4 protein-coding genes are annotated in these 9,463 nt (G+C 31.1%); all 4 read right to left on the bottom strand.

Annotation, left to right across the window (positions count from 1 at the left end; genetic code table 11):
• Window positions 1–165: 165 nt before the first annotated feature.
• Genes F3H00_RS04120 through F3H00_RS04105 form a run of 4 tightly spaced genes read right to left on the bottom strand, consistent with a single transcriptional unit; the run spans window position 166 to window position 9,449 of the window.
• Complete coding sequence (locus tag F3H00_RS04120) at window positions 166–1,545, bottom strand: thioredoxin reductase (protein ID WP_148800000.1); 1,380 nt, start codon at window positions 1,543–1,545, stop codon at window positions 166–168.
• A 3-nt stretch (window positions 1,546–1,548) separates the two neighbouring features.
• Window positions 1,549–5,319 (bottom strand): hypothetical protein, encoded by a 3,771-nt coding sequence (locus F3H00_RS04115; protein WP_148799997.1) that lies wholly within the window; start codon window positions 5,317–5,319, stop codon window positions 1,549–1,551.
• A gap of 2 nt (window positions 5,320–5,321) precedes the next feature.
• Window positions 5,322–8,819, bottom strand: coding sequence for an Mbeg1-like protein (locus F3H00_RS10320; RefSeq protein WP_149706705.1), 3,498 nt, complete (start codon window positions 8,817–8,819; stop codon window positions 5,322–5,324).
• Window positions 8,820–9,449, bottom strand: a complete 630-nt coding sequence (locus F3H00_RS04105) for a tRNA 2-selenouridine synthase (protein WP_084109674.1) — start codon at window positions 9,447–9,449, stop codon at window positions 8,820–8,822. It lies immediately after the preceding gene.
• Window positions 9,450–9,463 lie beyond the last annotated feature (14 nt).

The following is a 9,463-nucleotide window of genomic DNA, read 5'->3' as shown; positions in this document are numbered from 1 at the left end:
TACATACATTATCTCTTTATAGTTTTCTTCTAGTTTTTCATATGAGGTTTTATAAAGTTCTATTAGGCCAGTTATCATAGAGATGATTATGTCTTTGATTGTAGTGGCTTAATATATTTATGTTTGGCTCCGTTTGTTTGGAGCCATAGATATTAAATTTATTATCTAATCCTTTATATTATGCTCTTTAGCATAGCTTAGGATCTTTTGCCTAAGATCTTCAGGAAAACTTTCTCTATACATTACTGGCGTTAGTGGATTTAGCTTTTTATCTAATTTACCAGCCTCATATAGTCTTGTTAGCTCTTCTGGTGTGTTATAGTATGGTGCATTAGGATAACCCTCAGGTGGAGTTAGAGACATTATCTTAGATTCTAGGAGGGTGGAGTCGATGTAGAGAGATAAATCGCGATCATCCCATGTGTTTGGATAACCGACTTCGTCAAACTTTTCCTTATAATCTTCTAATACTTTTTTTGAATATTTTTCAAATTCTTCCCTTGTAGTCTCGTTTGCATCTAGGTCTCTAGGGTCTAGAAGTTTTCCTTCATCTTCTACGAGCTTTCTTAAATGCCTATGGATTGAGCCATCTGGATTATTAACGACCCCACCTATATTAAAATCCATCACGAAATAGCTTCCAACTATCTCATCAAGGTAAGGCATCATTCCATATTCATCTAGTGGAGGATTTTTAGCTAGTTTCCTAAATTCTTCAGCCATTTGTAAATTTTTATTAAGACCTACTAGATAGGTAGAGTATTCAAACAAGTCTGCTAGTCCCTCTAAAGCTTCTTTTTTACCAAGCTGAGCTGATAGAAACATTGATTGATATGCTCTTGCTTTAAATCCTGCATAACCTAATCCAACCCCCCTTGAAAATCCAGCTGTATTTCCTAATACTCCAGCACATATATTCCACTCTGCTGCAAATAGTTCTGATTTTAGAGTTTTTCTATTAGAATTTACTTCATCATAAATTTCAGCATATTCAGGTTTAGTTAGTTTGCCTTTGCTATCTACTCTAGCTATTGCATCTTCAGGGATATCTATCATAGTACATTTTAGATTACTTCTTTTTACTAGATAGATATATCTATCTCTTTTATCTTTTAAGCTTTCATAGTAAGCTTTTTCTGATTTAGTCCAAGGTGATAGTTTATTTGAGCTTGATTTATAGCTAATATCTAGCCAAGGTTTAAATGATAGATAGTCTGTTTGACCTAAAGAGTTTGGTTTAGGGTTATAGTATAGTGGTTTATAGTTTTTATATGGAGATGAGTCTAGGATGGAGCGAGCTTGAACAACTAACTCAGAAGCTTCTTTGTTTGCGATCCTGTTTTTAGCATCTATTTTACTATCTGGCTTTGCTACTATTAAATTTGTATTTTTATCAAGCCAGACCTCCTTTCCGTTTGGAGCTATAACCGTATATGTATTAGTGTTATCCATTAAATTTCCTTTATCTTGTAAATTTCCTTTGCTTATTACTGCTACTACTGCGATTGCTAAGATAGCTAAAGTTATAAATATGATCTTTTTCATCTGTTATCCTATGTAAAGACCATCTTCCATAACTATGGTGGTGGCTAGACGACCTACTAGGCGAGGAGGGATTGTACGATCACTATCGGTATTTGCCTTTTTACACCCCACATATATCCCCTTTATGTTATTGTTGCCAATAGTATCAAGTGCCTCTACTAGATCTCTTGAGAGGTTAGAGTGGCTATTTTTATCACTAGTGTTAAAAATACCTTTTTTAAATACATTAACTATTTCAACCGCATCTTGATAAGCATCTATGGCGTGTTTAACTTCGTCGCTTTCTGTTTGTAGAGTATTTCCTTTATATATCATATAAATTTCTTTCTCCTCTTTTACATCTAAATTTAATTCTCTTATCTCTACATCTGAGTTTGTATATCTGCTTCTTGCATATTTAAAGTAGTTTGCATCTACTTCATTGCCAGCTCCTCTTAGTTCATCTAAACATAGATAAGCACCAAGGTTATTTAGTGCTAGTTTTGAAGCAAGGTTATGTGAGAGTTTGCTTTGTTTATTGTTTATATCATAGTAGATAAATGAGTTATAGTCTAATCCTCCACTACTTATATTAGCTCCTAGAAATAGTCTATTTAAATTTAGACTTATATAGTTTTGATAGATCATTACTGGATAGTAGCAATAGCTATTTGTACTATTTTTATCATAAGCTTCTTTTATAGACATAGGTTTATGTGAGATATTATTTAGTGCGTAAGCTTCATTAAATTTATATGTATATCTTGCATGCATTATCTCTTTATAGTTTTCTTCTAGTTTTTCATAGGATGTTTTATAAAGTTCTATTAGACCGGTTATCATAGATATACCTATGTCTTTACCAAGAGTTTTAGTATAGTCTTTGATTTCTTTTTTCATAAGCTCTACATCTCTTATATTAAAGCTATATGTGTATCTCATAAAAGTATATGTCGTTATCTCGCTATAAGATATATTTAGTTTAAAATGTTCTATCGTTCTATAAAGCATAGAGGTATTTTGGGCTTGCAAAATTAAATTTAGCTTTGATCTTTGAAGTACTATATTTGTAGTTTTTAATCTTGTGATATACAAGAAATATTCATCTATTTGTTTAGTCTTTTTTGCACTAAATAATTTCTTTATTAAATTTAATACTCCAAGCTCGTCTAAAAAGGCATCTTTTAATTTCTTTGCATCCCTTTCAAATATAAAAGAGCTAAGCATCTCATAAATTTTAGATATGCCATCTTCACTTGCAAAGCCTGCTATTGGGAATAATCCTTCAATGGCTGTTTTTACAAGTAAAGAGCTTACCTCCTTATCCATATCTCTATCATTATGATAAGCCTTATATTCTAAGTCTATGGCTTTTTTTAAGACGTCTTTATCCTTAGAAGCTATCACTTCTTTTATCAAAGTTTTATCTTTCTTGCAGCTTTCATCTATATCATTGGCTTGCTCTATTAGAAGCTTCATTAGATCACTTTGTAAAGGATCTTTTATATTTGTATTTACGCTACTATCATTTTCTTCTAAAAGTTCTTTTATGCTATATACATTCTTAGTATTTCCTGCACCATCCATATAATCACTAATCTCTTCTATACATAGGTACTCATTTTTGCTTAATCCACTACTTTTAGCACTTTCTTTGTAAAAGAATAATCTTATATCACTATCACCTAACTTTACAAAAGAATTTACATTTATAGTACTTATCTCTTCATCACCTACTTTTATATATTCACGGGAGTTTTTTATAGATTTGTTTAACAACTCTCCTGAATAGCTTTTGGTCATTATAAAGTAAGCCACGCCAAGGCAAAGTACTTCTAAAAGAGAGTAGTATGGAGTTGGCTGATCTTCTAGCGCCTTCTTTACTAAATAGTCTATATCTTCTAACTCCTTATATTCTTCTACCTCTTCTGTCTTATTGTGGTCATGCTCTTCAAATTTCATCCTGTCAATAACATTTTTATTAACCCTATCAAAGACTGCTTTAAATGCTATAGTTGATTTTTCCATATACTCTTTTTCACTCTCTTTTATCTTCTCCATATCATTTGGTTGTTTTGTATAAGCATTTACATGAGAGATATTTATATCAAATAATTCGATATATTTCATGTAATTATCTATATACTTCGAATTAGCATTACGAGGAATATCGCTATATTTTTTTCTATTCTCTTCAATATTATCTATATAGCTTTTTTCTATCCTTGCAAATGGAGATAAATTTAGTAAAAGAGTTGATTTATCATTGTTTTGATCTATATCTATACTATATTTGCTATAGTCTTTTACTGGATTTAGAGTCTTTATGTCACTAAATTTTTGTTTTACCAGATTGCTACTTTTTGATCTATTTATATCGTCTTTTATAGTTTGATCAAGACTTTTGCTAATAACTTCCTCTCTTAATCCTGCACTTGATCTAAAAGGGGAGTTTGAAAGAACGATGTAGTTTTTATTTAAATTTGAGAAGTCTTTACTATTCATCTCATCATTTACTGAGGTATTATTTTTATCGGATTTATCTGCTATTAGATTAGCTAACTTTATAGAGTTAAAATTTGAAGCACAGATAAAATTTAAATTTGCATTTGTGCTTTTTATCTCATTTTTTAATCTACTAAATAAAGTATCGTCACTTGAGCCAAAGCCTAAATTTTTATTTACCACATCATAAGAGCAAACCTCTTTGGAGTAATCAAATACAGATACATCATCTAAATATCCATATACACTATATCCTTCATCTGTATTATAGTTTGTCTCTTTTTCGTTAATGCTATATTTAAAAGGGCGGTAGTCTAAATTTAAGTGAGTAAAGTCCAAGAAAAAACCAGATCTAGAATTTTTATTACTTTTGAACACCAAGACATTGCAGTTTGAACTTATATTTAAAGTATTTACGACAGAAGCAAACCTAGATGTAAAAAAACTTAGTATTGGTAAGGATACACCGTAAAATGCCCTATTACTATCATATTCATGAATTGCATACGCCATCTTTCCAAGCTCATAAGCCACAAAACCAAGATTTGATTTTTTTATTATGGCCTTTGGATCGGTTATATCGACTAGACTTAATATAAAAAGAGCTATTTGTTTTATTATAAATTCTCCATTTTCCGAGCTTAGCTCTTTTAAATTTTTATCTAGCTCATCAAAACACTCTTTTATGCTTCTTTCAAATTTGCCCTCGTCTAATCCTTCGCTAGCTATCAATGATTTAGCGTCATTTAGTAGATCATTTTTTAGAGTATTTAAACAATCTCTTAAAATATTTTTAGCCTCATTATAATTAGAAACAATAAGCTCAAACATATGATAAAAACTTGATGGTTTATCTTCTACTTCATTACCATCTTTTAGCAACTCTCTATCATGCTCATCTTGAGCTAAATCCAATATCTCTTGATTATGTATTTTTGTTTGTAAAGGAGTAAGCCCTTCTCTTAAATTTTCAAAGAATTTATCAATAGCACTTTTTTTATGAACTACTTTTACTGGAATGCCTTTATATTTAAACTCTCTTACTCTATTTAGTTTGCTATCTTTAAAGCTCTCTTTGTCTACATAAAAATCAGTTATTATTGATATGTCTTTATCTTTACCTTTACAACAAATAAGATCTGATACAATCTCCGCAATTATATTGCCAGAATATGAAGATAGATAGTTTAAACTAGACGTATAAAGCGTTACGCTCTTTGCATCAGCCATATACTCTTTTATCTTTTTTAAACTCTCTTCGCAAGAGTAGGTTATATTTATATCATTCATCGTTATGCCACCACTACTGTTTTAATTATATTTATATCATCGCTATATTCACTATCTAACCCACAAGCAAATTTTATACATACTGTTTTTGCCTTACTTGGCGTAATATAGATAAGATTGTTATCGTCACTCATATCATCTACAAACTGAAAAAATCCTACTCCGCTCTTAGGAAGCGTCATATCTTTATAGATAGGCTCAGTATATTTAGGGGTAATAAAAATAAAATTTTTATCCATAAGCGAGTATTTGAAGTTAAATGATGAGATACTAAATTTATCATCTCTAAACCGAGCCTTTAGATACTCTTTTAGCTTCTTATCTTTTATATCAGAGCCTTCGTCTAAATTTAGCTCCATTTCTTTAAATCCCTCTTGGTTTTTATATTCCACATCGTTTAGCTTATATATACAAACAGCAAGATTATCTGTTTGATTAAGGGCTGATTTTATATGAAGCCTTATGTAGGCATTATTTAAATTTATATCTTTTATTATTTCGCTACTATCTTGCATACTAGGATTACTTAAACTATGCTCTAGTTTTAGTTTATTCTCTTTTTTTATGCACCTTAGCGAAGATCCAGTGTTGCTTAGGCAGTTTGGCACTAGATCTTGCATTACAGCGTAGTGATCATTCATACTTTTTAAACTAAGTGCCGATCTTGGTACATAAGCTACTATGACGCATGGAGTCCTAGCTGAGCAGCCTACTATCGGCGAGTTTATAAAATCAACATCGAGTATCACACCTTGATCATCTGATCTTATGCTCCTGCCTGCCCTACTTTTTAAGATCACATGACCACCGTGTGGGCAAATGATAGTGTCATCTTCTATGACAGGGCATGAAGTCGCAGTAGATGAAATTTCTTTAGATTGATTATCTTTTTGTAAATTTTGCCTTTGATTTAAATTTGAAAGAGCCTCTTTAGTCTTTTTGCTCATTGGTTTTAGATCAATATTTAGACTCTTATTTAATAGTGAATAATTTAATATATTTGCTTGAGAATTTCTATAAGCAACATTTAGCCTTCCTATATCTTTATCCTCATCTCTTGGCTGATGAGTAAAATTTAGAGGTATATTCTCATCACTATTATATTTTTCGTCTTTAAAATAAAGTGGATAATCCTCCTCTTCATTGGCTTTAGACAAAAGGGCAGAGTTTAGATATATTCTTTGATTCATATTTTTACTATCTAGCTTAAATATCTCCTTTAATACCTCAACATCGACTATACTTTTATCCACTGCACTTACACTAAGGGTATCGTTGTTTTTATAAAAGATACTTCCCACGCTCTCATTCATAAGAGCTTTTATATCATCGGTTGCTACTTTATTGTTGTAAGCTACATCATCGTTATTTTGAGCGGATTTATTATTAGCTATTACTATGGCTTCATAGCTAGAGCTTATGTCATTAGAGTCTATGCTAGCCAAGAAATTTTCATTTTCTTTTAGCTTTACTAGATCCGCATATTTTAGATTTATTATGCTCTTTAGCATATCTATTCTATCTTTTACAAAGATGCTAGCCTCTGCTATATCTACTCTATTATCTCGTAGTATCGTTATATTTTTATAGATGTTTTTGCTATAAGAGAAGTATTTACCAAGCTCATTTACATCTATCTTTTTTTCAAATACAAATAAATTCAAAGCACAAATAGCCACTAGCATATCTATGTCGCCAGCTCTAGTATCACTTACTATCTTTGTCGCATCTAGTTTATCTAGATCATCTATATCTAGTATCTTTACTAGATGTGCCTCTTTATTGCTATTTTTATCTATGTTGCTGCCTAAATTTTCTATTATATACCCGACCATATCTTGCTTAAAATTTTCATCACTAAATTTGCCATATTCATAAAAGAGATTTAAATAAGCATAAAAGATATATAAAGGCGTATCTAGCATAGAAGCATCACTTATATCATCTATATTTACATCCAAATTTAACTTCGATCTTATGCATTTTAGTTTAAATTTAAGTGACTGGATATATTCATTTAGATAATCAAGTGCTTCAGCTATATCTTTGCCTTCTATTTTTGCTTCATTTTCTTTGTTTTCTAGAAGATAGCACAGCATATATAAAACCAAAACACTCTCTTTTAAAAAGTGAGATCTAACCAATATATTCACTAAGTGTCTATTCTCGGTATTTTCATACTTTACTTCGCCAGTTGTATCTATGCCTAGCTTATAGCCTAGATCAGATATAACCGAAAAGGTAGGTTCTATCAAAACAGCCACATCTTTCGAAAAGCTATCTTCATCTCTATTGATACTTTGTTTAACGCTCTCTACGTGATGTATCTCTATGTCTATATCTTTTTCTTTGCTAGCTTTATTTATATTAGAGCTCACCTTTTTATCTGCAAGAGTCTTTTGAGCCTGTTCATTATTTTTAACCACATCTACATATTCGTCTACGCTGCTCTTATCATCTTTAAAGCCAAACATACCTTTTATCTTGTTAAAGACTGAGCCTACCATCTTTCCTATAAAGCCATCTTTGTCTATGACTCTTGCTATCCATCTTGCACCTTTTGCTATGGCTTTAGCCACAAAGCTAAGAAGCCTTAAGCTCCAAGTAAAAGCTGAAGCTAATATGCCACCATAAATTCCTGGAGCGTTATAAGTATAAAGTTCTTTTACTCCGCTATCTTTGAAAGTTACTGCATATATTTGAGCTAGATGACCTCCTAACGAGTGACCTGATAAAATGATGTCTTTGGCGGTGTTATCTAAGCTACTTAAGTTTTGACTATGAGAATTTATAGCTTCTTGCATAGAGGACTGAAGTGATTTTAAAGCAGATATTTGCATAAGCGCTCTTGATGTGATGGCCATAAAGGCATCATCTAAGAGATCATTTATTTTCATCTCTGTTCCTCTAAAGCCTATGATATAGTTTGACTTAAGCGTGTCATAAAATATAGTTGAGCTAAAACCTGACTTTTGATTAGGCATGTGCTTTACTAGCTCATAGCGATTAACAAAAAGTTTTGTGCGAGGGGAGAGGGATTCGGGTTTATAAAAGATATAGGGTGGCTGATCTGGTACCAAAGCTATAAAATTTTTTACATCATTTTTGAGTTCAGTATCTTTTGTTTCTCCATTTGCTCCAACCGGCTTCTTTACTATTTTATCTGCCATAAATCTTGCTTCTATACAAAGAGCATAAGCGGTAGGATCTCCTACTTTTTTTACCACATTTCCATCTTTGTCTTGGATATCACCATTTAAAATATCACCTTTTCTTATATTATCTTTATATCTCCAAACAGGCTTTTTTATTTCATCTTCTCTATAAGAATTTACGATATTTTCAGGGACATTATCTTTACCAAATTTATCATAAAGCTCATCAAGTCCATTTCTTTCATTCTCAAATACATTATGAAGCATTGCATAACTTGCATCAGCTATATCAATATAGTCTTTAAAGCAATTTATTAGCTCTTTATTTGATTTTTTAGTTAGCACTTACTTGTCCTTATTTGCTTTTATGAATTTGTTGTTTATTAGAATAAATTTGTTTCCACCGCTTACTGGAACTATACTTTTCTTACTAAAGCTTATTCCCATTCCTTCATCTCCAAATAAGCCATATTTAGTGCTATATGTTTCATAATAAACATCTATGCTTATAGGAACTATTTCTCCATTATCATTTATATATAATTTTCCTAAATCTAAATATGGTTTTTCTTTGTTAAAATTTTCTAAACCTATAAACTCAATTATTTTATTTATATAGACTTCAGAGATTTTAGCTTTTTTGCCAGTTTGGTTTTCATAATCTATCCATCGAGTGTAGTATTTTTTGCCATTTGAGAGGGTTTGAGGGAATTTTTCATCTACCAACTTTGTATTTACAGCATAAAGACCGCCACCTAAATCTCTACCTTTTGTATTTTTTCTTAGCTCTTTTCTTTCAGCTTCTCTTCTCTCTATCTCATCAACAAATTTTTGATTAAATATATACACTCCACCATATTGTTTAGCTAAGTTTTCTAGTTCAGAGTTACTTATCTTTTTATTTGCTTGATTAGCTGAGCAAGCTATTAAGAATATACTTGTTAGAAGTAAGAGTGTTATAGCTAGAAATTTCATTGATTATCCTTTTA

Origin of the sequence: Campylobacter concisus, from assembly GCF_902460845.1 — a bacterium.
In the GTDB taxonomy this organism is placed as follows: Bacteria; Campylobacterota; Campylobacteria; order Campylobacterales; family Campylobacteraceae; genus Campylobacter_A; species Campylobacter_A concisus_X.
The sequence above is the reverse complement of the archived record's forward strand: the minus strand, read 5'-3'. Positions and strand labels throughout refer to the sequence as shown.

What these genes read in the sequence shown, in the direction of transcription:
- F3H00_RS04105 (WP_084109674.1), bottom strand. Translation starts at nt 9,449, where the DNA reads ATGAAATTTCTAGCTATAACACTCTTACTTCTAACAAGTATATTCTTA.
- F3H00_RS04115 (WP_148799997.1), bottom strand. Translation starts at nt 5,319, where the DNA reads ATGAATGATATAAATATAACCTACTCTTGCGAAGAGAGTTTAAAAAAG.
- F3H00_RS04120 (WP_148800000.1), bottom strand. Translation starts at nt 1,545, where the DNA reads ATGAAAAAGATCATATTTATAACTTTAGCTATCTTAGCAATCGCAGTA.